Genomic DNA, 23602 nt, shown 5'->3' with positions numbered 1-23602 from the left:
GGATGTCCCACAATGGAAAGGGTGTTTTGTGGGTTTCACCGAGATGTCACGCAAGATTTAGGGCCGCGCTCTGGGGAGAGGCGGCCCTTTTTGAGTATTTTGGGCAGCAAAGGAAACGTCAAAGCGGCGTCAGACCACAGCGGCGTTGGTGGCTTTGGCCAGTTTGCCACGGGTCCAGAGCTGCATGATTTTCACGGCGATATAGGTGATCGCCAGCGTCGCGGCGACGAGTTCCAGCCCGCCGATGAGGCGAAACGGCATCGGTTGGAGCCTGGCAGCGGCAAACATCAGATTGGCGAAGGCCGCGAGCGGAAAGGTGAAGGCGCCCCAGAGCGCGGAGAAATCGGCTTTGGTGAGGTAGCGGATGCCCGCGAGACAGACGATCAGCGCAGTGACGCCGATCCAGGCGAAGGCCAGCGCCAACGTCGTGTAGCCCAAAAGCGTCGCGACGATGCCGAAAAGTGACACGGGCGCGATGTGGATCGCCAAAAGCGGACGCAGCGGCGGCGGGACATCGGCGCGGGCGAATTGCATCACGGAAATGATCCAGACGGCGGCGGCAATCGGCAGGGTCGTGGCGAAGATGATCTGGGACAGACCGGTCCAGCCCAGCGGGACAGCCGCCAGAGGGGCGATGATAAAGCCGACGAAAGACAGATGCCACACCGGGGTGACGCGGCGCTGTTCAGCAGGACCGCGCATCATTCCGACAATAATCGCGAAGGCAACAAAGGCATGACCGATGAGGGCGAGAACCAGCACGGCTTTGGCGAAGACAACGCTATAGGGCACCATTGTGGCGGCAAAGAGAAAGCCCGAGGCCGTCATGGCGGAAAGACCGGCGCGGCCCGGTAGGATTTTGGCATCCTCGAACACAACCCCAAAGCGGCGGGCCATTTTGGCCAGATAGGCCACCACCGCGAAGATGTAGAGCAAGGAGACGGCGCCCAAGATCATTTCGCCGATCCAGTTGGGCGCGGAAGGCAGGATATTGCCCGCCTGACGCCAGGCAAGCCCCATGCCCAAAAGCCCCAGGATCGGCGGAAAGATCGCCGGCGGCGTGGCGCGCCAGAGGCCCTGCGGCGGCGCATTGAAGGGTTTGGGCATGATGCGGGGCGGTGTGGTCATGGCGGCGGCCTCTATACATTTCAAAGGCTGAATATCACCCTGCCCCGTTTCAGGAAAGCGTTTCCAAGAGGATCATAGAGGGCGCGATGTCGCGGCCCCCACCCTGCCAGCAAAAAGGGCGACCCTTGGGCCGCCCTCTGATCTCATACGCAAGACCCGCAGATCAATCGTAGTAGCTTTCGAGCGAATACTGCTCGTGGAACAGAGACCGCTCAGCTTTCTCACCAAGATAAAAGGTCACGCCGAGTGTCATCTGACCCCAATCGTCAAACCCGTCCTCATCGCCAAACTCCGAATATTCCGCGAACAGGGTCATCGGCGTCAGAGACGGTGCATTCAGGTCATATTCGATCCCGATCGAGCTCAGGGTGAACTCATTGTCAGAGTCGTAATAATCACTCTGATGCTTCACATAAACGGACAGCGCGTCGATGATTTCATAGGACAGAGCCAGACCGCCCACGGTGAAATCCTCAAAGAAATCGCCTTGGGCGAACGACTTGCCCAGATAGCCTTCGACACCGAATTTGCCGATATTGTAGACCCCTTCGAGGCCCGCATAAATGTAGTCCTCATCAGAGCCGTTTTCCTTCTGATAAGACACGAAGGCGCCCAATTGGCCATTGTCGAAGGCATAAGCCGGGTGAAGACCGATGGATTTGGTCGAGGAATAGAAGCTGCCTTCATATTGCTCGCGCGCGGTGCCCGCCGAGAAGCCGAGTTTGAAATTCGAGCCAAAGCCATACCAAGCACGGCCGGAAAGTTGCAGCGTGTTGTTGTCGGAATAGGATTCGTCATTGCCATCGTCATGGCCATTGTAGGCCAGCGTCACATTTGCGCCTTCGAAGGTGAAGGCCGACGCGCCCGTCGCACCGAAGGCGGCCAAGGCCGCAATGGTGGCGCCGGATAGAAGTTTTGCCAGTTTTGACATGGTGTTTCCCTCGCTCAAGAGATCTTGCGTCTCTGTTTGATATATCTGTGCTTGCGACAGGCGCGTGGTGGCGCTCGTCTGTAGCAATAGCTTATACCGAAACGAGTTGACGTAGGGGAAACTTAAGTTGCGAATGCGACGTATTTCCTGCGCGATGTTGCAAGAACCCTTCACATATCGGCAGAAAAACCTTTAACCCCTTGATCGCCTCATGGCCGCATCGACAGCCCGTCCGCAAACAAGTGCACCTTTTCCGGCGGGGCGGAGAGCTTCACCGTCTGGCCTTTGAGCCCCGCATGGATGCCCGGGAGCTTGGCGATCAGAGGCTCGTGACCGCGTTCGGCGACGAAATAGAGCAAGGTCACCTCGCCCAGCGCCTCGACCACATCGACGACCCCGTCGACGATCGCGTCGCCCTCGGCCAGATGCATGTCCTCGGGACGCACGCCGATGTTGACCTTGCGGCCCATGTCGGAGGGCTGCGTCGGGATTGTCGAGGTCGCAATGCCTTCGCCGTCGAGTTTGACCTTGGTCAGCGCCCCTGTCTCGATGATCTCGCCGGGGATCAGGTTCATCGAGGGCGAGCCGATGAATTGCGCGACGAATTCATTGTCGGGCTTCTCGTAGAGATCGAGCGGGCTTCCGACCTGCGCGATGCCTTTGTTGGCCAGCACCACGATGCGGTCGGCCAAGGTCATCGCCTCCACCTGATCGTGGGTCACATAGATCATCGTGCTGTCGGGCATGCTCTCTTTAAGCTGGGCGATCTCAAGCCGGGTTGCGACGCGGAGCGCGGCGTCGAGGTTCGAGAGCGGCTCGTCGAAGAGATAGACCTTCGGGTCACGCACGATGGCGCGACCGATGGCGACACGCTGACGCTGCCCGCCCGACAAAGCTTTGGGCAGACGGTCGAGATAGTCTTCGAGTTGCAAGATATGAGCGGCACGCATCACCGCCTGCTTGATCTCGTCCTTGGATTTTTTGGCGAGTTTCAGGGAGAAGGCCATGTTGTCGTAGACCGTCATATGCGGATAGAGCGCGTAGCTTTGAAACACCATGGCGATGCCGCGTTGGGCGGGGGGCACGTCGTTGACCCGCACCCCGTCGATCTCAAGCGTGCCGCCGGAGATTTTCTCAAGCCCCGCGATCATCCTCAGGAGCGTGGATTTGCCACAGCCGGACGGGCCGACGAAAACGATCAACTCGCCCGTCGTGATGTCGAGATTGATGTCCTTGAGGACTTCGACCTTGCCGCCGTAAACCTTGGCGACATTCTCCAGTTTCAGATCAGCCATGACCTCTCTCCCCTCCCTAACTCTCAGCCCTTATACCGCAGCATAATCGCGGGCTGCCACGGGCCCAGATGCAGCTTGCCGTCTTCCATCGGCGAGGCGGAATTCAATTCGCTGCCGACCTGATGCCAATTGCCCTTCGGCGCCTCAAGGCTCGTTGGCTGATCGGACAGGTTGAAGGCACAGAACAGCTCTTCCTCGTCATTTTTGCGGGTGAAGATCAGGCAAGGCCCATCCACACGCATATCCTCCATCGTCCCCGTCATCAGCGCCTTATGCGCATGGCGGAAGGCAATCGCGCGGCGGTAATGATGCAGGATCGCGCCCGGATCGTATTCGGATTGGGCCACCGCCAGCGGATAGTGATCCGCGCTCACCGGCAACCAGGTCTGGCCTGCGCTGGAAAAGCCGCCATGATGCTGGGAGCGTTCCCAGACCATCGGTGTGCGGCAGCCATCGCGGCCTTTGAAATCCGGCCAGAACTGGATGCCGTAGGGGTCTTGCAGGTCTTCGAATTTCAACTCCGCTTCCGGCAGGCCCAACTCTTCGCCTTGATAAATACAGGCCGAACCGCGCAGACACATCATCAGCGTCGTAAAGGCCCGCGCGCCCTGCGGATCGAGATGCCAGCGCGACATATGCCGCACCACATCGTGGTTCGAATAGGCCCAACAGGCCCAGCCATCGCTGGCCACCTCGGCCACCTTGTCCATCACGCCCTTGATGTACTCGGGCGTCGGCGTATCCCCGGACAACAGCTCGAAGGCGTAGCACATATGCATGAGATCGTCGCCCTTGGTATATTCGCCAAGGATTTCGAGCCCAAGCTGCTCATCGCCCACTTCGCCCACGGCGGCGGCGTTGAACGGCTCCATCACCGCCCGCAACTTGCGCAAGAACTCAAGGTTCTCAGGCCGGGATTTGTCGTAGATGTGCTGTTGCCAGTTGTAGGGGTTCACCGCAGGCGCAGTCTTTGCCGTGCGCAGCTCCGGCGCCAAGGGCGGGTTGTCGCGCAGCTCGGCGTCATGGGTGTAAAAGTTGATCGTGTCGAGACGGAACCCGTCCACCCCGCGGTGCAGCCAAAACTCCGCCACATCCAACAGCGCCTTTTGCACCTCGGGTTCGTGGAAGTTCAGATCGGGCTGAGAGGTCAGAAAGTTGTGCAGGTAATATTGCATCCGCCCCGCATCCCATTGCCAGCCGGAGCCCCCGAAAATCGACAGCCAGTTGTTGGGTGGCGTGCCATCGGGTTTCGCGTCGGCCCAGACATACCAATTGGATTTCGGGTTGGTCTTGTCCTCGCGGCTCTCGATGAACCACGGGTGTTGATCGGAGGTGTGCGAGAGCACCAGATCGATCAGCACTTTGACGCCATATTGATGCGCCGTGTCGATCACCGCGTCGAAATCCGCGAGAGAGCCGAACATCGGGTCGACATCGCAATAATCCGCGACGTCATAGCCAAAATCCCGCATCGGCGAGGTGAAGAACGGCGAAATCCAGATCGCATCCACGCCGAGGGAGGCAATATAGGGCAAACGCTGGACGATGCCCAACAGATCGCCGATGCCGTCGCCGTTGCTGTCCTGATAGGAGCGCGGATAGATCTGATAGATGACGGCGCCACGCCACCAGTCTTTTTCACGGGTGAAATGCGCAGGGGAGGAAGAAGTTGCGGTCATAGGATCACTCATTTTGGTTATTTAACGGAACCGGCCAGAAGGCCGCGCACCAGATATTTCTGCATGAAGAAGAACACCGTCAGCGGCACGGCGATGGACACGAATGCGGCGGTCGCGAGGATTTCCCAATTGCCGCCCCGGGTGCCCAGAAGTTCGACGATCTGCCGCGTCATCACGGTGGTTTCGCCGGAGCTGTCGATCAGGAACACGAGCGCCACGAGCAAATCGTTCCAGGTCCAGAGGAATTGGAAGATCGCAAAGGACGCCAGAGCCGGGAAAGACAGCGGCAGGATGATTTTTGTGAAAATCTGGAAATCCGTCGCGCCGTCCACACGGGCGTTCTCGATGATGTCTTTCGGCAGGCCGACCATGTAGTTGCGCAGGAGATAGATCGCGAGCGGCAGGCCGAACCCGGTATGCGCCGCCCAGACGCCAAGATACCCTTTGGAATTGATCGTATCGCCGGGTGCAAAGCCGAACAGCCGCCCCAAAGCGCCCACTTCGGCAAAACGGCGCGCGTTTCCCTCCATCGGCGTGCCGACAAGTGCGATAAACCATTCGACAACAGCGCCATGAAAGCTCAACAGTGGAATGAGCGCCAGTTGCAGCGGCACCACGAGAAGGCCGACGATCACGGCAATCAAGAACGCCCGGCCCCGGAAATCCATCCACGCCAAAGCATAGGCCGCGAAGGCCGCGATCAGGATCGGGATGACGGTCGCCGGGATGGTGACGGTCAGCGTATTGATAAACGCCTTGCCCATCTTGTCGGTGGCCTGCCCGTCGACCAGAACCGTGCGGTAATTGTCGAGCGTGAAAGACGGCGGTGTGACAGCGGTCAGGAACACGCGCTCGCCGCGGCGGCCCGAAAATTCTGTCGTATTCACAAAGCGATAATCGCCATTGACCGCGACGCTCAACTGGCCGTCCTCGCCCATATCGGCGGTGTCACCGGGGGCGTAGGCGGCAATGTCGCGGGACGAAATGCCCCAAGCGGAAATCTCGCCCCGCGTCTCCCCCGCCTCTTCGAAAAGATTGCCTTCGATCACGTAATTGCCGTCGATCTGCTGCTGCGTCTCAGGGCTTGCGGTGCGGATCATCGTGTTCTGTTCCTGCGGGAACATCGCCTTCCACCAGCCCGAGCTGGAGATCTGATCCGCCGTGCGAAACGACGAGACGAACAGGCCCACGGTCGGGAAGAGCCACAAGATGACGAGCACAACGACCGAGATATGCGTCGCCCAGATCAGAGCAGGTTTCTTACCGGCGATATTGTCCATGATCCCCTCCTCTCACTTCATCTCTTTGCGGGCGTTGTAGACGTTCCACACAAGGATCGGCGTCACCAAAAGCATGATCACCATGGCCGCCGCCGAGCCGACACCCCAGTCGCGGGCGCGGAACAATTGGTCGTACATGTAATTCGCCAGCACCTGCGTCTCCCATTGGCCGTTGGTCATGGCAAAAACGATGTCGAAGACCTTGAGCACCACGATGGTGATCGTGGTCCAGACGACAACGATGGTGCCCATGATCTGCGGCACTTTGATGCGAAAGAAAATCTGGAACGGGTTGGCGCCGTCCACAATCGCGGCCTCGATGGTCTCTTCCGGCACGCCGCGCAGGGCCGCCGAGAGGATCACCATGGCGAACCCGGTCTGAATCCAGATCAGCACCACCATGAGGAAAAAGTTGTTCCAGAACGGTATCGTCAGCCAGTTCATCGGCTGATCGCCCCCCAGAGCCAGATAGATCGCGTTCAAAATGCCGATCTGCTCCGTGCCGAGAGGCCGGGCATCATAGACCAGTTTCCAGATCACAGCCGCGCCCACGAAAGAGATCGCCATCGGCATGAAAATCAAAGACTTGGCGATTGAGCCCCAGCGGATGCGGTCGGTGAGCTGCGCCACCAAAAGCCCGAAAGCGGTGGACATCGCAGGCACCACCAAAAGCCAGAAGGCATTGTTGCGCATCGCCTCCCAGAATTTCGGATCGCCGGACATTTTGCGGTAATTCTCAAGCCCCACATAGGCCCCGCCGAGATCGCGGTCGGTGAGAGACAGCCGCAGCGTCTCGACCACCGGATAGGCCAGATAAAGCCCCAAGGCCAAAAGCCCCGGCAACAGAAACAGCCAAGGCCGCACCAGATTGGCGCGGTTGATATTGCGCCCGGCATTTTGCCCCCGCGCGGGGAAGATCACCTTGTCGAGGATGATGTTGGAAAAATAGAAATAACCGATACAGGCCCCCACGCCGATGGCGATGGTCAAAAGCCCTTGAAGTGCCGGATGCATATTGTTTCCCCTTCTCTCTCGACCATGCCACAGACCTGTCACGGACCGTTGGCGGCCATTTGCCCCTTTGCGAGGTCTGAGCGAATTGCTCCGGGCCCATCGGAAACAGGACCCGGAGTACTATTTAAATCAAGTGCTTACTTGAGAGCGTCCCAGGAGTCCTGGATCGACTTGGCAATGTCCGCAGCAGGTTCACCGCCAGCATAATCGACCATACCGGTCCAGAAGGAGCCAGCGCCCACGCCACCCGGCATCAGATCGGAGGCGTCAAAGCGGAAGGTGGTCGCGCCCAGAAGAATGTCGTTCATTTTTTTCAGCGTCGGGTCGGAGAAGACAGAGGTGTCCACCGCCTTGTAGGGCGTCAGGAAGCCTTTCTGTTTCATCCAGGCCTCATGCGCATCGGTGGTTTTCAGGAATTCCATGAACTGATGCGCTTCCGGGCTGTCGTTGGTGATCGCCCAAAGCGTACCCGCGCCCAGCACCGGCTGGCCGAGGTCTTTGCTCTCATAGGCCGGGAAATAGAAGAAATCCGCATCCTCGCCCAACATCGTGTCCTCGGGGAAGAAGGCCGGGATGAAGGACGCCATGTGATGCATGTAGCATTGCGGCGGCGAGGCAAAGAGGCCTTTCGGGCTGTCGCGGAAGTCGGTGGAGGCCACCGCGCCGGAGCCGCCGGAGACGAAGTCGTCATTGCGGGCGAACCAGCCGAATTCCTCGATGGCTTCGACCACGCGCGGGTCATCGAATTTCACCTCATTGGTGACCCAGCCGTCATAGACTTCAGGCGGCTGAACGCGCAGCATCAGGTCTTCGACCCAGTCGGTCGCGGGCCAGCCGGTCGCAGCCCCCGATCCCAGACCGATACACCACGGCGTCTCACCATCGGCGACGATCTGTTCGGTCAGCGCCTTGAGCTCTTCCATGGTTTCAGGGATCTCATACCCCGCATCCTCGAAGTTCTCCGGCACATACCAAACCAGAGATTTCACGTCGATCTTATAGGGAAACGCATAGAGATGATCGGCGCCGTCCTTACCCGTGTAGGTTCCCAAAGCGGTCCAGCTTTCGCCCGCCGCGTAATTCTCTTTCAACCATGCATCCGTCCCCTCGCTCAGCGGCGTGAGGAACCCACGGCGCGCCATATCGGCGGCAAGCCCCGGCTGCGGGAAAACGGCGATGTTGGGCGCGGAGCCCGCCTCGGCATCGATCACGATCTGCTGTTCGAAGCTGTCGGAGCCGACATAGGCGACATCAAGGCCGCTCTGCTCTTCGAAAACGGCCAAAACCTGTTCGACCATTTCCTGGTCGGCACCGATCCACGGACCGGCGATTGTCAAATCCTGCGCCTGCGCGGCACCCGCAACCAAAGCGAGCGTGGCGGCACCGGAGTAAAGTGTCTTTTTCATGTAAACCTCCCAGTTTTCATACCCGGACATGGGCATCTCGACCCTAGCGCTATCAGACGGGAAATCAAATGGTTCTCCCGGACTCACCCCCCGCCCCAAAGCGCTTTGGCATTTCTCCAAGCCTTGCCGAAGCCACCCTCGCTGTCAATGACTGTGATCAAGCGACACGCGCACTCAAGGTGGAAAATTTCGACCACCGACGCGGGGCGACCCAAGGTCACGCCCCTCCCCCCTCGCGCTCTACGACCGCCGGCACGGACCGTGCGAAGGGGCTTTACCGCGACCCTAAGCCGCGGCTAGCATGGGAAAAATTGCGCACGCTGTGCATGACTGAAAAGGCCCAAGATGAACCTCAAAGAGCTGTCTACCCTGCTCGGCCTGTCCCAGACCACCGTGTCGCGGGCGCTGAACGGCTATCCCGAAGTCTCCGAGGTGACCCGAGACAAGGTGATGAAGGCCGCCAAACAGCACAATTACACCCCCAACATTCGCGCTCGCGGGCTGGCCACGGGGCGCAATCATGCGGTGGGTCATGTGATCCCGCTGTCGACCGAACATGAGGTGGTGAACCCGGTCTTCACCGATTTCATCGCCGGCGCCTCCGAGATTTATGCGCGCGAAAATTACGACATGATGCTCACCATCGTGCCCGATAAAACCGAGGCCGAAGCCTATCGCAAGATCGCCGCGAAAGGCTCCGTCGATGGCGTCATCGTGCATGGCCCCAAGGCCAACGATCCCCGCATCGCACTGTTGCGTGAGATCGGCATGCCCTTTGTGGTGCATGGCCGGTCGGGCATTGCCGAGGAAAGCGAATATTCCTGGGTCGATATGAACAACACCCGCGCGTTCGAGCGCGCCACCCAATTCCTGATAGACCTCGGGCATCGCCGCATTGGGCTTTTGAACGGCTTAGAGGGCATGGATTTCGCCATGAAACGCCGCGAAGGCTATCGCGCGGCGCTGGCCGCCGCCGGCCTGAAAGAGCGCAAGGAACTCTGTTATTCTTCTGAAATGACAGAAGAATACGGGTTTTCCGCCACCATGGAAATGCTGGCCTCACGCCGTCCGCCCACCGCCATTCTGGCCTCGTCGATCATTGTCGGCTTTGGCGTGCGCCGGGCGCTCGACACCTCGGGGTTGAAGATCGGCAAGGATGTGTCGCTGATCGTCCATGACGACGATCTCTCCTATCTGCGCAACGGTGCGGCCGAGCCGATCTACACCGCGACGCGCTCCTCTGTGCGCATGGCCGGCCGGATTTGTGCCGAGATTCTGATGGAACAGATTTCCGACCCCAAACGCCCGCTGCGCCATGTGCTTTTGGACGCAGAATTGATCATCGGCCACACCACCGGACCGGCGCCACAGGACTAAGTCCCGCCCCTCAACCACTTCGGTATTTTCGGAGAAATTTTTATATTGCCGCAAATCCAAAGCGCTTTGGGGTTGCTTCGAGCGAGACTTCAAGACTATGTAAGAGTCAACCGCGCGCGTTCCCCGGCGCGCTCCATGCGCAAAAGTTAGCGCTATCTACGCCAGTAGAATCCACCGCCTACAGCACAAGGAGGTCCCATGACATCCCGCTCTTCCCTGACCCGCAAAGATTTTCCGAACGGCTTTCTTTTTGGCGCCGCCACCGCCGCCTATCAGGTCGAAGGCCATAAATTCGGCGGCGCGGGGCGCACGCATTGGGACACCTTCGCCGCCACGCCCGGAAATGTGTTGCGCGCAGAGGACGGCGCCTTGGCCTGTGATCAATACCACCGCTACGGCGAAGACATGGACCTGTTGAAAGACGGCGGTTTCGACGCTTATCGCTTTTCCACCAGCTGGGCGCGGGTGATCCCCGAAGGCCGAGGTGCCGTGAACCGCGAAGGCCTTGATTATTACGACCGGCTCACCGACGCCATTTTGGAACGCGGCCTCGAGCCACATCTGACGCTCTACCATTGGGAAATGCCCGCGGCTCTGGCCGATCTGGGCGGTTGGACCAACCCCGACGTGCATCTCTGGTTCGGCGATTTCGTCGAGGTGATCGACGATAAGATCGGTGACCGCATGGCCTCTGTGGCGACCATCAACGAACCGTGGTGCGTGTCTTACCTCTCGCATTTTCTGGGTCATCACGCCCCAGGCCGCCGCGACATCCGCGCCGCTGCCCGATCCATGCATCATGTGCTCAAAGCCCATGGCGAAGCCATGACCCGCCTGCGCGACCGAGGCCGCAAAAACCTTGGCATCGTGATCAATTTCGAACACACCCAACCCGCCAGCGACGATCCGAAAGACATTCAAGCCGCCGCCACGCAGGACGCCACCAACAACCGCTGGTTCATCGAGGCCATCGCGAAAGGGCACTATCCTGAGGAGGCGCTCGCGGGCCTTGAGCCGCATCTGCCGAACGGCTGGCAGGACGATATGGCCGCGATTTCCCAGCCCATCGACTGGCTCGGCGTGAACTACTATTTCCGCCAACTCGTCGCCCATGACGCCACCTCTCCTTGGCCCCACACAAAACCCGCGCAGGGTCACTTGGCCACCACGCAGATGGGCTGGGAGATCTGCCCCGAAGGCCTGCGCGCGCTTTTGGTCAAGCTCAAGGACCGCTATGTCGGCGATCTGCCGATCGTGGTGACGGAAAACGGCATGGCTTGGGACGATCACGTGAAAAACGGCGTGGTACACGACCCCGAGCGCTGTACCTATATCAAGGACCATCTGGCCGCGATGCATCAGGCGATTGCCGAGGGCGTGAACCTCAAAGGCTTTTTCTACTGGTCGCTTTTGGACAACTATGAATGGGCTTTCGGCTACGAGCGCCGCTTCGGCATGGTGCATGTAGATTTTGAAACATTGCAGCGCACCCCCAAAGCCTCGTATCACATGTTGAAAGACATGATCGCACGGAGCTGAAAATGCCCAAACATCCCGCCGACACCCTCACCCTTCTGGCCGACATCGGCGGGACCAACACGCGCGTGGCTCTGGCCGATGGGGTGACGCTCCTGCCCGAGACGATCCGGCGCTATTCCAACCGCAAATTCCCGGGTCTCGAAACCGTGCTCCGGCAATATATCGCGGAAGAAGGCGATGTGGATTGCAAAGGCGCCTGTGTCGCCGTGGCGGGGCCTGTGCGCGACGGCGTCGGCACGATGACCAATCTCGACTGGACCATCGACAAGGACACGCTGCGCCGCGCCTGTCAGGCCGAACATGTGGCGATCCTCAACGATCTTCAGGCGCAAGGCCATGCTTTGGGCCTTGTCAGCTCCGACAATATCCGCCCGATCATCACCGGCCCTGAAGCCTCGCCTCAGGCCGTGCGTCTCGTGGTCGGCATCGGCACCGGGTTCAACGCAGCACCTGTGTTCGAGACCGGCGCGGGCCGTCTTGTGGCGCCCTCCGAATGCGGCCACGCCAACCTGCCGATCCGCAATGAACACGAGCTGGCGCTCTGTCAGTTCGTCGAAACCGCGCATGGTTTTCCGGCGGTCGAGGATGTGCTCTCTGGCCGTGGCCTTGAGCGCGTTTACCTGTTTCTGGGCACCGAAGCGGGCGACGCGCATGAAAAATCCGCCGCCGAGATCATGGCCTGCGTCGAGGCGGATGACGATCCCCGCGCCACGGCGGCGGCTCAGCTCTTCGTCAAGATCCTCGGCACCGTCGTGGGCAACCTCTCGCTGGTGCAACTGCCCTTCGGCGGCGTTTATCTGGTCGGCGGCGTGGCGCGCCATATCGCGCCTTATCTCGACCGTTTCGGCTTTGACGAAGCCTTCCGTGACAAGGGCCGTTTTGCGGGCTTCATGAAGAATTTTTCGGTTTCCGTGATCGAGGACGACTATGCGGCGCTGACCGGTTGTGCCTCTCACATGCATCACATCTACCCGTAAGGCATTCTAAAACGAAACAAATGCGCCTCCGCCACCCCGGCGGGGGCGTTTTCTTTTGTCTCGAATAAAATTTGATCGACGTAACCTCGTTTTAACTCCCTGCCCCTTACTAAAGGTTCGAGAGACCGCAGATGTAAGGAAATATTGAGATGCCTCACCCCTGCCGAAATTTCGGAGTGCTGTCATGACAACGCATGTGCAGCTCCACGACCGGCTCGATTATCAGTCCGTGATGCCCCTCATGGAAGAACTGAAGACCATCACCGATGACGAGCTGGTGATTGATGCAGGAAACGTGCGCCACCTTGGCACGCTCCCGCTGCAAGTGATCCTTGCGACCGTCAAACAACGGACCGCACAGGGCAAACACACCCGCCTGACGAATGCCTCCGATGGCTGCGTCGATATTCTGAGCCTCTTTGGCTTTTCTCCTGAAACCCTGACCCAAACGGAGGCTTGGACATGAGCCTGGAAGTTCTCGCTGTCGATGACAGCCGCACCATGCGCGATATGCTCAATCTTGCTCTTTCTTCTGCCGGCTTCACCGCCCATCTCGCCGAGGACGGCGTGCATGGCCTTGAAGTCCTCGAAGACATCGAACCCGACGTCATCATCACCGACATCAACATGCCCCGCATGGATGGTTTCGGCTTCATTGATGCTGTGCGTGCCGAGTCGAAATGGAGCCGTATCCCCATTCTCGTGCTGACCACCGAAAGCGCCGATGAGCTCAAGGCCAAGGCCCGCGCCGCCGGTGCCACCGGCTGGATCGTCAAGCCGTTCGACCCGGCAAAACTCGTAAAAGCCCTGCAAATGGTGGCTGGTTAAGAGGTTCACTATGTCCGACCCGATGGCAGAAATCCGCGCCTCCTTCTTCATTGAATGCGAGGAACTCCTGGAAAGCCTCCAGGATGGCCTCCAACTCATGGATGATGGCGACACAGACCCGGAAACGATCAACATCGTGTTCCGCGCCGTGCACTCGATCAAAGGTGGCGCCGGCGCCTTTGGGCTGGATGATCTGGTCCGTTTTGCGCATCGGTTCGAAACCGCCATGGACGAGGTTCGCGCCGGTCGGTTCCATCCCGATGGCGAGGCCATTCGCCTGTTCTTCGCCTGTGCCGACATTCTGGGCGATCTCGTCCGTGCCGCGCGTGATGACGATCAGGTCGACGATGGCATCACCGGACCCGTCCTCGAAAAACTCGACAAACTTGTGGGCATCGAAGAGGAAGAGGAGGAAGATCTCGACTTCACCCCTGCAACTTTGTCGCTGGATTTTGGCGATGGCGGCGGCTTGCCGGACCTGCCGGATCTCCCCGACCTGAGTGCCCTGCCTGACGCGGCCCCTTCCGTGGAGGGTCTGCCGTCTCTGGACCTGCCCGCCGACTTGCCTGCTCTTACGGCAGAGCCCTTGGCGGAAACCACGACCAAAGGCTTCACGGTCCATTTCAAGCCAGAAAATGCGCTTTATGCGTCGGGCAATGAACCGCTCTATCTGTTCCGCGCCCTGCGCGATCTTGGCGACATTTCCGTCACCTGCCATTGTGGCGACCTGCCAAACCTCGATCAGCTCGATCCGGACACCGGCCATCTGTCCTGGGATGTGACGGTTCACACCGAAGAGTCGGAACAATCCGTGCGCGAAGTCTTCGAATTCGTCGATGGCCTCTGTGTACTGGAAATCAAACCTATCACCGGCGCCGCCGCCATGATCGCCCCTGCTCTCGCACCGACTCCCGCCGTCGAGAAAGCTGTCGAAACCGCAGCCCCAGAAGCTGCGCCGATTGCCCCCCCTCAAAAGCCCGCAGCGGCGATCGAAGTGGTCTCCGCACCCGCACCCACTCCTCCAGCACCCGTTGCAAAGCTCCCAGTAGCCTCTCCAGTGAACTCTGATGACGACACGCTGGACGAAGCTCCCAAAGACGAAAAGAGCGGGTCTTCCGCTCCGGTCAAAGCCACAGGCACACCGACACAACCTCGGGCCACCGTTCGCGTCGATCTCGAACGCATCGACCGTCTCGTGAACCTCGTCGGCGAGCTGGTCATCAATCAGGCCATGTTGAGCCAATCCGTGACCGAAGCAGGCCTACCGCCCAACTCGCCCGTATCCACGGGGCTCGAAGAATTCCTGCAACTGACCCGCGACATCCAGGAATCCGTGATGATGATCCGCGCACAGCCGATCAAATCTCTGTTCCAGCGCATGGGCCGCATTGTTCGGGAATCCTCGGCTTCCGTCGGCAAGGAAGTGCGCCTTTATACGGATGGCGAAAACACCGAAGTCGACAAAACCGTGATTGAACGGCTCGCCGATCCGCTCACCCACATGATCCGAAACGCCGTCGATCATGGTCTGGAGAGCCCGGAAAAACGTCTTGAAAGCGGCAAGAGCCGTGAGGGCCATGTCACGCTGACCGCCCAGCACCGCTCTGGTCGTATCGTCATCGAAGTCAGTGATGATGGCGCAGGCATCAATCGAGAGCGCGTCAAGCAAAAGGCCATTGAAAAGGAATTGATCCCCGCCGATGCGCAACTGAGCGACAGTGACATCGACAACCTTCTGTTCCTGCCCGGCTTTTCAACGGCTGCCGAGATTTCCAACCTGTCTGGTCGTGGCGTCGGTATGGATGTTGTCAAAAGTTCGATCCAGGCTCTTGGCGGACGGATCAGCATCACGTCTCAGGAAGGCAAAGGCACCACATTCTCGATCTCCCTGCCCCTGACCCTCGCGGTTCTGGACGGGATGGTGGTTCGTGTCGCGGATGAAACCCTCGTTGTTCCGCTCAATGCCATTCTCGAGACCCTCACATTGACCGATAATGATCTGAAAGCCCTCGGGCCGGAGACACATGTCGTTCAAATCCGTGGCGGTTTCGTCCCTCTGCTCGATCTTGGCGCCGAGCTTGGCTATCGCCAGCCGCAAGACAGCTATGTCGGAGGCATCGTGCTCCTGATCGGTCAGGAAGATGGCAACCGCGCCGCCCTCGCCGTCGATGCGATCGAAGATCAGCGTCAGGTCGTCATTAAAGGCCTCGAAGGCAGCTACGGTCGCGTCCCCGGCATCGCAGCGGCCACCATTCTGGGCGATGGACAAATCGCTCTCATTCTCGATCCGACCGATTTGGTGGGTCAGGCTTCGGGGCGGACCCGTATCCGCCAGCCACAACAAGCACTCGTAGGATAAGATCATGACTGACACCGAAAAACAGACCGATTCCACTTCGATCGAACTCTTGTCCTTCCGCGTTGGCGGTCAGGATTACTCCGTGGACATCATGTCCGTTCGAGAAATTCGCGGCTCTGCGAAAGCCACGTCCCTGCCGCATGCGCCCTTTTTCGTCAAAGGCGTGATCAACCTGCGCGGCACGGTGCTTCCGATTATCGACCTTGCGGCACGCCTTGGCCTTCAAACCGGCGAAGACACAGAGCGCAACGTCATCATCGTGGTCGATCTCGGGGAGCGCACCGCTGGCCTGATGGTAGATGCCGTGTCCGACATCCTGGCCATCCCCTCTGAGGAGATGCAGCCCCCACCGGATCTTGCAGCCGACGAGGCAAGGACCTTCGTCTCCGCCCTGACCATCGTCGAAGGCCGTATGATCCGTATCCTGGACCTCGAAGCCGTCATGCCCCCGCAGGGCGAGGAGGTCGCTTGAGCGAACTGTCTCCCATCAACGGCCACCCCAAAATGGCCAGCGCAATCTCTGATCGTGCCTTTTCACGCATTGCCGCAATAGCCGCGCGTGAAGCCGGGATCGTTCTGGCTGCGTCAAAGGTTTCCATGGTCAAGTCTCGTCTGACACGACGCCTGCGCGCGCTCAAAATGTCCAGTTTTGACGATTATCTTGATTTTCTGGAAGCCTCGGGAGACCGCACGGAAATGAACAATTTCATTTCTGCGCTCACAACGAATGTCTCGCATTTCTTTCGGGAAAATCATCACTTCGAGTACCTGGCAGGCACCATCCTTCCCCATCTGAAACAAAAGCTGGCGAATGGTGGAAAAGTCAGAATCTGGTCAGCCGGCTGCTCGAACGGTCAGGAACCTTACTCCATCGCGATGACGCTTTTGAAAGCTGCGCCAGATTTGGCACAGAAAGATCTGAAAATCCTCGCGACGGACATTGACCCAGAAGTGCTGGCCCGTGCCAAAAGCGGCCAATACTTCGGATCATTGACGACGGGGCTCACCGACCAGACGATTGCGAGTTTTTTCACGAAAAGCCATCAGGATGGCGAAGACACTCTGACGGTGACTCCCAACGTCAGAAACATGGTGTCCTTCCGTCAGCTCAACCTTCATGCCGATTGGCCAATGAAGGGAAAGTTTGATGCCATTTTCTGCCGAAATGTCGTGATCTACTTCGACGAGGAAACTCAAATTCGATTGTACAAACGCTATGCCAACATCCTGGAACCTGGGGGCTGGCTGATGCTCGGACATTCGGAACGTCTCAACGAAAGCGTGACGCAGCTTTTCGAAAGCGCAGGCGTCACGACCTACAAAACAAAACAAACCATCTCATCACCCGCACCAATCGGTGCGCATGAAAGTAAAGGACCTGTCTGATGGCACTTAGAGATCAACTCCGTGTCATGGTCGTTGATGATATGTCTACGAGCCGTGGACTTATTACGAACGCTTTGGATTCATATGGCATCAGAAATGTTGCCAGCGCAGCAGATGGGCCGTCCGCACTTCAGAAACTGGCCGCCTATCCCGTGCATCTCGTGATTTCGGATTACAACATGCCGGGCATGGATGGCCTGCAGCTTTTGCATGCCCTGCGCTCCAACGGCCCGACGCGCGGTGTCGGCTTTCTCTTGATCACTGGGCGGGCCGACCGGGAAATCATCGACATGGGCAAGCGCCTCGGGATGAACAACTTTCTGAAAAAACCATTCGATCCGGCAGGGCTGCGCGGGGCGATCGAAGCAATCGTGGGCAAACTCTGATGAAAGCCTATGCTGAACACGCCCCGCAAGAGAGCGGCACAAATGCGCCCGCGGCCATCCCGCTTGGGACTTTGAACAAGCGCATCCAAGATGAAATGGTCGCGCTTGTCATCCTTGCGGCAGAGGTTCAGATCGCCTTGGGCCCGACCCTTGCCGAAGCAAAATCGCTGTCCCCGGCGGTTCAGCGCAGCTTGCAAGCGATTGACCGCTTGCATCAAACCATCGACGATCTGCAACGCGTCATGGGGCATTTGGCAGCCCAAGCCGAATCCGCCACGGTGCAGATCGACCCTTTAAGCGAGGTCATTCGCCTCAGACATCTGGCGCATAAGCTGTTTGACAATATCGACGCGCCCTTTGCGCTCTCCGAAGACGACTCCGGGGAAATTGCGTGGTTTTAGGAACCCACATGGTCTGCCTCAGGCTATATTTCTCTCGCGCGAGCGTTTCAGAATATGGCTCCGGAGCTGCGTCCCTGAACGGCAATTTTGTGCCGGTGATCCCGCTCAGCCGCGTCATTCGCAGTGATCGCGTGAGACGTTTCACGTGCAGGGTCTTCTTTGATCCGATCATGAGGCTGTGTGCAGAAGACCGTTTTCGGTGCCCCACCTGACTAAAACGACCGTCTCATCTAAAACGCCGACCTGCTTGACCCTGTGTATTGCCCCCATATCCAAGGCTCAGCCGCAACGACTGCTCAGGCACATCTATTGGTGAGACAAGATCACCCCCGGCAACACACCCACTTCGCCCATGCCGATAGAATGGTCGAACAGACGATATCCGCGCGGTCCGGACGCCTGCCCCTCCATGAGGGGCTCATAGCCACGTCACGACGCCGCCCGCCCCCGGCAGGCTCTGGGAATATTTGGTCTTTACATTCTCGCAATCTCATTCCAAATTATGCATGTGACAAGATTTCGTAAGCGCCAGCTGCGTCAGCGCACAGGCCTGTAGTCTCTGTCATCAACTCCCTGTGAAAATTCACCAAAAACCTTGGCCAATGCTGCAGTGCGTCAATCCGTCGCGCTTGAGACTCGGCGCCAAGAAGCGTAGCCCCGGCGGCACAAACTCATGGTCGGCGTGCTGGCGACCAACGCAAGAGTCGCCGGACTGCCGGACAATAACAAAGGCACGCACATTGCTTAGACTCAGGACCCTCCTGCTGGCCCTCGCCGGCGCTATTGCGCTGTCCGGGTGTCAGTACCATGTACTTTCGCCACAGGGTTGGGTTGGCGATCAACAGCGCAATCTGTTGATCATTTCGACCCTGCTCATGCTCATCGTCATCATCCCCGTGCTGGTCATGTCGGTTTATTTCCCGCTGAAATACCGCGCTGACCGCGAGGATACCTCCGATTACGATCCGACCTTCGAACATTCCAACAAGATCGAAGTTGCGATCTGGGGTGTGCCGATCCTGATCATCGTCGCGCTCGGCTGGTTCACCTATGTGTACACGCACCGTCTCGACCCCTATCGCCCGCTCGACCACCTCGAAGCTGGCGAACCGATCGAGGTTCAGGCCGTGTCGCTCGACTGGAAATGGCTGTTTATCTATCCGGAATTCGGTGTGGCCTCCGTCAACGAGTTGGCGATCCCTGAAGGCCGTCCGGTGAATTTCTCGCTGACGTCCTCGACCGTGATGAACACACTGTCGATCCCGGCGCTTGGCGGCATGGTCTATTCCATGACCGGCATGGAGACGAAACTGCATCTGATCGCGGATGAGACCGGCACCTTCCCGGGCCGTTCGGCGCATTACTCGGGTCCGGGGTTCTCTCACATGACCTTCGACACGCTGGCAATGACCGACGAGGATTTCAACGCCTGGGTCGCAGACGTGAAGGCCGATGGCCCCACGCTGGACCGCGCAAGTTATCTCGAACTTGAGAAACCGACCATCGACGAGCCCGTGCACAGCTACGCCTCCGTCGAAGAGGGCCTGTTCCGCCGGATCGTCGAAATGTGCGTCGAAGACGGCAAGGTCTGCATGGGCCACATGATGATGCAGGACGAAATGGGCGGCGGTGGCCTTGAGGGCATTCCGCACGCGGATGCCTATAGCTACGACCGCGCCCGCACCATCGACGGATTCGGCAATCTCGTCGATCTGCCCGAAGTTGAAGTGAAGGCCTTCCACGAAGCCTTCTGGAATGACCCCGACGCAATCTGTCGCCCGGATTTCGTTTTCGCGGAGAAGAAAAGCAATGGCTAACGCACAACCGGCGGAAACATTCTCGCCTATCTTCGGACGTCTGACGTTCGAGTGGATTCCGGTCCACGAACCCATCCTCGTCGCGACTTTCGCGGGCGTCGCCCTGGGCGGTCTCGCGGTCCTCGCGCTGATGACCTACTTCAAACTCTGGGGCCCGTTGTGGCGCGACTGGGTTGTCTCTGTCGATCACAAGAAAATCGGCATCATGTATATGGTGCTGGGCTTTGTCATGATGATCCGCGGCTTTGCCGACGCGCTGATGATGCGCGCGCAACAGGCGATGGCCGCTGGCGGATCAGAGGGCTGGTTGCCCCCGCACCACTATGACCAGGTGTTCACCGCCCACGGCGTGATCATGATCTTCTTTGTGGCGATGCCTTTCGTCACCGGCATCATGAACTACGTCATGCCGATGCAGATCGGCGCGCGCGATGTGGCCTTCCCGTTCCTCAACAACTTCTCCTTCTGGATGACGGTGTCGGGCGCGCTTTTGGTCAACATCTCGCTCTTTATCGGTGAATTCGCACGCGTGGGTTGGCTGGCCTTCCCGCCCTTGTCGGGATCGAGTTACTCGACCGGACCGGGGATGGATTACTACCTCTGGGCGTTGCAGATCGCGGGTGTCGGCACCACGCTGTCGGGGATCAACCTGATCGCCACGGTGCTCAAGATGCGCGCACCGGGCATGAAACTCATGGACATGCCGATCTTCACCTGGACCGCGCTGATCACCAACGTGCTGATCGTCGCCGCCTTCCCGGTGCTGACCGCAACTCTGGCGCTTCTGACCCTTGACCGTTACGCAGATTTCCACTTCTTCACCAATGACTTCGGTGGGAATGCGATGATGTACATCAACCTGATCTGGATCTGGGGTCACCCGGAAGTCTACATCCTGATCATCCCCTGCTTTGGTGTCTTCTCGGAAATCGTCTCGACCTTCTCGCGCAAGCCGATCTTTGGCTACAAAACGATGGTTTGGGCCACGGCCTGTATCATGGTGCTGTCCTTCGTGGTGTGGTTGCACCACTTCTTCACCATGGGCTCCGGTGCCAATGTGAACACCTTCTTCGGCATCACCACGATGATCATCGCCGTGCCGACAGGTGTGAAGATCTTCAACTGGCTCTTCACCATGTACAAAGGCAGCGTGCGTCTCGAAGTTCCGATGCTCTGGACCATTGGCTTCCTCGTCACCTTCACCATCGGTGGGATGACGGGCGTGCTTCTGGCCGTGCCGCCGGTCGACTTCCAGCTCCACAACACGCTCTTCCTGATCGCACACTTCCATAACGTGATCATCGGCGGCGTGGTCTTCGCGGTCTATGCGGCCGTGAGCTATTGGTGGCCGAAAGCCTTCGGCTTCCAGATGTCCGACAAATGGGGCAAGCGCAGCTTCTGGTTCTGGTTCATCGGGTTCTATGTCGCCTTCATGCCGCTCTACGCACTGGGTCTCATGGGCGTCACGCGCCGCATGAACTCCTATGTCGACGCCGGGTGGCAGCCCTATTTCATCGTCGCCGCAATCGGCGCAGTGCTGATCCTCATGGGCATTCTCTGCACCTTCATGAACTTCTACGTCTCGATCCGGGATCGGAAGCAAAACCGTGTCGGTGGCGATCCGTGGGATGCGCGCACACTCGAATGGGCCACTCAGTCCCCGCCCGCCGCTTACAACTTCCCCTTCGATCTGGAAGTGAAAGGCCGCGAAGCGTTCTGGACCATGAAGCAACAAGGCTTCAAATGGCCGACAGAGAACTACAAGCCGATCCACATGCCGAAAGGCACGGCGACCGGTGTGGTGCTCTCTGCAATCGCGATGATCTTTGGCTTTGCCATGGTCTGGTACATCTGGTGGCTCGCCATCCTGAGCTTTGCCGCCATGGTCGGCATCGGGATCGCGCATACCTTCAACTACAAACGCGACTACTACATCCCTGTTGATGAAGTCGCCGCAACCGAAGCCAAAGGAGCCGCCGTATGAGCCACTCCCAAACTGCAAGCGTGCGCGTCGCAGAACACGAAGTGCACCACGCAAGCCCCACGCCCATCGGGTTCTGGATTTACCTGATGAGCGACTGCATCATCTTCGGTGCGCTTTTCGCGACCTATGCCGTCCTGGGCGGCGGGTTCGCGGGCGGGCCGGGGCCGAAGGATTTGTTCGAGCCTGGGTTCGTCGCCATCGAGACGGCTTTGCTGCTGTTCTCCTCGATCACCTTCGGCCTCGCCATGCTCCAGGCTGGCAAGGGCAAACGCGACGGAACGATGATGTGGCTGATGGTCACCGGCCTTCTGGGCGCGGGCTTCATCGCGATGGAACTTTATGAGTTCCGTCACCTGATCCACATCGGCGCAGGCCCGGATCGTTCCGCCTTCCTGTCGTCCTTCTTCGCGCTCGTGGGCACCCACGGTCTGCACGTGACGGGCGGCCTCATCTGGCTCGTGACGCTTCTGACGCAGATCAAGGCCCATGGTTTGACCACGGCCAACATGCGTCGCCTCGGCACGCTGTCGGTGTTCTGGCACTTCCTCGATCTGATCTGGATCGGCGTGTTTTCCTTTGTCTATCTCGTGAGGTTGATCTGATGTCTGCTGATACGCATTCCCACCACGATGACCATCACGATGACCATCACGGTGATCACGACCACGGTACCATGGGTCAACTGATGATCGGCTTCGCGCTCGCCGCGATCCTGACCATCATCCCCTTCGGCCTCGTCATGGCCGAGGTCGAGATGGACCGCACCACGTTGGTCGGCATCATCATGGGTCTGGGCGCCGTTCAGATCGTCGTGCATTTGAAGTTCTTCCTGCACTTGAGCACCAAGTCCGAAGAGGGCAGCACCTTCATGTCGACCATGTTGGCGGTGATCATCCTCGTCATCGTTCTGGCGGGCTCTCTGTGGGTCATGCACAACATGAACGAGAACATGATGCCCGAGCATGAAATGGATCAGATGATCGAAGAGATGCAGAGCCTTCAGTCCCAACAGGGTTGATCTCTCCTCTCAGAGCACACCAAATGCCGGGGCCCACGTGGCCCCGGTTTGCCATCAAGGACCCCGATATGCCCCCTGCCCGTTTCTTCTCCGCCAAACTGATCGTCGCCACCCTGATCGCCGCCATTGGACTGGCCGGTTTCACCAGCCTCGGCATCTGGCAGGTCAAGCGCCTGTCGTGGAAACTTGACCTGATCGAACGGGTCGACACGCGTCTGGCCGCTGATCCCGTCCCGGCCCCCGGCCCCGACGCGTGGCCCACAATCACGGCGGAGAAAGACGAATACGCCCGCGTCACCTTGACCGGCCGTTTTCTCAATGACGACGAGGTGCTGATCTACACACCTTCGGATTTCGGCCCCGGCTATTGGGTCCTGACCCCGTTGCAACGCGCAGACGGCACCATCGTGATGGTCAATCGCGGCGTCGTCCCGCAAGAGCGCGCCCTCGCAGGCGACTTCACCCGTATCACCGGCGAGACCTCCCTTACCGGCCTTTTGCGTCTCTCCGAGGACCAAGGCTGGCTGTTCTCCCGCGACAACGACCCCGAAGGCGGCAATTGGTATCGCCGCGACATCGGCTCAATCACCGAAGCCAAGGGTTATACGCAAGCCGCACCCTATTTCGTGGACCAAGACATGACCGACCCGCGCGGCTGGCCGCGTGGCGGGAAAACCGTGGTGAGTTTCCGCAACTCGCATCTGAGCTACGCTTTGACATGGTTCACCTTGGCCGCCGTCATGGTGATCGGCTACATCCTCGTGCTGCGCCTGCATGTCCGCCGCAACGGGTGATCA

22 protein-coding genes are annotated in these 23602 nt (G+C 59.1%); 15 read left to right on the top strand and 7 right to left on the bottom strand.

All coding sequences use genetic code 11. The annotated features are described in order from the left end of the window. Window positions 1-129: 129 nt before the first annotated feature. The 7 genes from LC094_RS05130 to LC094_RS05100 form a co-directional block, all read right to left on the bottom strand. A complete protein-coding gene (locus LC094_RS05130) occupies window positions 130-1128 on the bottom strand; it encodes a TDT family transporter (protein WP_226550681.1) in 999 nt (332 codons plus the stop codon). A 163-nt stretch (window positions 1129-1291) separates the two neighbouring features. Beyond that, on the bottom strand, window positions 1292-2059 hold the full coding sequence (locus tag LC094_RS05125; protein WP_226550679.1) for a hypothetical protein: 768 nt from the start codon (window positions 2057-2059) through the stop codon (window positions 1292-1294). 209 nt (window positions 2060-2268) lie between these two features. Further along, window positions 2269-3354, bottom strand: coding sequence for an ABC transporter ATP-binding protein (locus tag LC094_RS05120; protein WP_226550678.1), 1086 nt, complete (start codon window positions 3352-3354; stop codon window positions 2269-2271). Between the two features lie 23 nt (window positions 3355-3377). Further along, the gene (locus LC094_RS05115; protein WP_226550677.1) at window positions 3378-5033 is read right to left on the bottom strand and encodes an alpha-glucosidase; all 1656 of its coding nucleotides are present in this window, start codon (window positions 5031-5033) and stop codon (window positions 3378-3380) included. A gap of 17 nt (window positions 5034-5050) precedes the next feature. Further along, the gene (locus LC094_RS05110) at window positions 5051-6313 is read right to left on the bottom strand and encodes a carbohydrate ABC transporter permease (protein WP_226550676.1); all 1263 of its coding nucleotides are present in this window, start codon (window positions 6311-6313) and stop codon (window positions 5051-5053) included. Window positions 6314-6325: 12 nt separating this feature from the next. Further along, window positions 6326-7327, bottom strand: a complete 1002-nt coding sequence (locus LC094_RS05105) for a carbohydrate ABC transporter permease (protein WP_219784595.1) — start codon at window positions 7325-7327, stop codon at window positions 6326-6328. Window positions 7328-7464: 137 nt separating this feature from the next. Continuing rightward, on the bottom strand, window positions 7465-8733 hold the full coding sequence (locus LC094_RS05100) for an ABC transporter substrate-binding protein (RefSeq protein ID WP_226550675.1): 1269 nt from the start codon (window positions 8731-8733) through the stop codon (window positions 7465-7467). A gap of 345 nt (window positions 8734-9078) precedes the next feature. Between LC094_RS05100 and LC094_RS05095 the strand changes: the two genes are divergently transcribed. The 15 genes from LC094_RS05095 (at window position 9079) to LC094_RS05025 (ending at window position 23599) form a co-directional block, all read left to right on the top strand. After that, entirely contained in the window at window positions 9079-10110 is a 1032-nt protein-coding gene (locus LC094_RS05095) for a substrate-binding domain-containing protein (RefSeq protein ID WP_226550674.1), read from the top strand. Window positions 10111-10308: 198 nt separating this feature from the next. Continuing rightward, a complete protein-coding gene (locus tag LC094_RS05090; RefSeq protein ID WP_226550673.1) occupies window positions 10309-11649 on the top strand; it encodes a GH1 family beta-glucosidase in 1341 nt (446 codons plus the stop codon). A gap of 2 nt (window positions 11650-11651) precedes the next feature. Beyond that, window positions 11652-12626, top strand: coding sequence for a glucokinase (locus LC094_RS05085; RefSeq protein WP_226550671.1), 975 nt, complete (start codon window positions 11652-11654; stop codon window positions 12624-12626). Window positions 12627-12810: 184 nt separating this feature from the next. Beyond that, window positions 12811-13092 (top strand): STAS domain-containing protein, encoded by a 282-nt coding sequence (locus LC094_RS05080; RefSeq protein ID WP_226550670.1) that lies wholly within the window; start codon window positions 12811-12813, stop codon window positions 13090-13092. Continuing rightward, window positions 13089-13454, top strand: a complete 366-nt coding sequence (locus LC094_RS05075; RefSeq protein WP_226550669.1) for a response regulator — start codon at window positions 13089-13091, stop codon at window positions 13452-13454. The genes LC094_RS05080 and LC094_RS05075 overlap by 4 nt, the downstream gene beginning before the upstream one ends. A gap of 10 nt (window positions 13455-13464) precedes the next feature. Next, window positions 13465-15813 (top strand): chemotaxis protein CheA, encoded by a 2349-nt coding sequence (locus tag LC094_RS05070; protein WP_226550668.1) that lies wholly within the window; start codon window positions 13465-13467, stop codon window positions 15811-15813. 4 nt (window positions 15814-15817) lie between these two features. After that, entirely contained in the window at window positions 15818-16285 is a 468-nt protein-coding gene (locus tag LC094_RS05065; RefSeq protein ID WP_226550667.1) for a chemotaxis protein CheW, read from the top strand. Further along, the gene (locus LC094_RS05060; protein ID WP_226550666.1) at window positions 16282-17199 is read left to right on the top strand and encodes a CheR family methyltransferase; all 918 of its coding nucleotides are present in this window, start codon (window positions 16282-16284) and stop codon (window positions 17197-17199) included. The genes LC094_RS05065 and LC094_RS05060 overlap by 4 nt, the downstream gene beginning before the upstream one ends. Further along, window positions 17199-17585 (top strand): response regulator, encoded by a 387-nt coding sequence (locus tag LC094_RS05055; protein ID WP_226550665.1) that lies wholly within the window; start codon window positions 17199-17201, stop codon window positions 17583-17585. The genes LC094_RS05060 and LC094_RS05055 overlap by 1 nt, the downstream gene beginning before the upstream one ends. Continuing rightward, window positions 17585-17986, top strand: a complete 402-nt coding sequence (locus LC094_RS05050) for a hypothetical protein (RefSeq protein WP_226550663.1) — start codon at window positions 17585-17587, stop codon at window positions 17984-17986. Before LC094_RS05055 ends, LC094_RS05050 begins: the two co-directional genes overlap by 1 nt. Before the next feature lie 740 nt (window positions 17987-18726). Beyond that, a complete protein-coding gene (cyoA, locus tag LC094_RS05045) occupies window positions 18727-19803 on the top strand; it encodes a ubiquinol oxidase subunit II (RefSeq protein ID WP_226550662.1) in 1077 nt (358 codons plus the stop codon). Further along, the gene (gene cyoB, locus LC094_RS05040) at window positions 19796-21787 is read left to right on the top strand and encodes a cytochrome o ubiquinol oxidase subunit I (RefSeq protein WP_226550661.1); all 1992 of its coding nucleotides are present in this window, start codon (window positions 19796-19798) and stop codon (window positions 21785-21787) included. Before cyoA ends, cyoB begins: the two co-directional genes overlap by 8 nt. Beyond that, entirely contained in the window at window positions 21784-22389 is a 606-nt protein-coding gene (cyoC, locus tag LC094_RS05035) for a cytochrome o ubiquinol oxidase subunit III (protein WP_226550660.1), read from the top strand. Before cyoB ends, cyoC begins: the two co-directional genes overlap by 4 nt. After that, window positions 22389-22805 carry a cytochrome o ubiquinol oxidase subunit IV gene (gene cyoD, locus LC094_RS05030; RefSeq protein WP_226550659.1) on the top strand — a complete coding sequence of 139 codons (417 nt, stop codon included), beginning with the start codon at window positions 22389-22391 and terminating at the stop codon, window positions 22803-22805. Before cyoC ends, cyoD begins: the two co-directional genes overlap by 1 nt. Before the next feature lie 68 nt (window positions 22806-22873). Beyond that, window positions 22874-23599 carry an SURF1 family protein gene (locus tag LC094_RS05025; RefSeq protein ID WP_226550658.1) on the top strand — a complete coding sequence of 242 codons (726 nt, stop codon included), beginning with the start codon at window positions 22874-22876 and terminating at the stop codon, window positions 23597-23599. Window positions 23600-23602: the final 3 nt, after the last annotated feature.

Source organism: Celeribacter naphthalenivorans (assembly GCF_020524585.1).
GTDB lineage: Bacteria > Pseudomonadota > Alphaproteobacteria > Rhodobacterales > Rhodobacteraceae > Celeribacter > Celeribacter naphthalenivorans.
This window is presented reverse-complemented; position numbering and strand designations above follow the sequence as displayed.